The 705-nt window shown below is 76.9% G+C and carries 1 protein-coding gene; it reads right to left on the reverse strand.

All coding sequences use genetic code 11. From position 1 onward, the window contains the following. On the reverse strand, nucleotides 1-705 hold a 705-nt coding region (locus tag DW309_RS03135), incomplete at both ends, for an ATP-binding cassette domain-containing protein (RefSeq protein ID WP_136044531.1).

Here is a 705-nt window from a genome sequence, read left to right on the forward strand (position 1 = left end):
CGCCCCGCGGTCGCCCACCCTGGCGTCGAGGCCCCCGCGCTCGCGCGCCCACGCCCCGAGCCCCACGCAGTCGAGCGCGTCGAGGAGCTCCGCGTCGGTCGCGGTGTCCCTGGCGAACAGGAGGTTCTGCCGCAGATCCTCGTCGAACAGCTGCGGGTGCTGCTCGCACAGGCCGATCGTGCGGCGCAGCGCCGGGCCCGACAGTGCCGCGGCGTCGCGCCCGTCGATGCGGTACTCCCCTGTCACGCGGAGGAACCCGACCAGGGCGGCCGCGAGCGAGCTCTTGCCCGCACCGCTCGGACCGGTCACGAGCACGCGCTCCCCGGGCCGGAGGTCGAGGTCGACGCCGCGCAGTGCCGGAACCCCTCCGGGCCACTGCGCCGCGACCCCGCGGAGCGTGACCCGCGGTGTGCCGTCGAACGCGACATCCTCCCCCGCGTCCGTCCGCAGCTCCGACGGCATGCGCTCCGGCAGCACGTCCACGATGCGCTCGGCGCTCGCCCGCACGCTGCGCCATGAGGCCGCGGCGATCGGCACGGCCCCGAACACCTCGAACACCACCATCGGCACGAGCACCGCGACCGCGAGCCACGGCGCATCGATCGCCCCGGTCGCGAGTCCCGGCGCGGCCGCCGCGAGCGCCCACACCGACGCAGCCCCCGCCACGAGCGACACGGTGCCCGCGGCGACGGCCTGGGCGACCGA

Origin of the sequence: Microbacterium sp. K41 (assembly GCF_004794395.1) — a bacterium.
Lineage (GTDB): Bacteria > Actinomycetota > Actinomycetes > Actinomycetales > Microbacteriaceae > Microbacterium > Microbacterium sufflavum.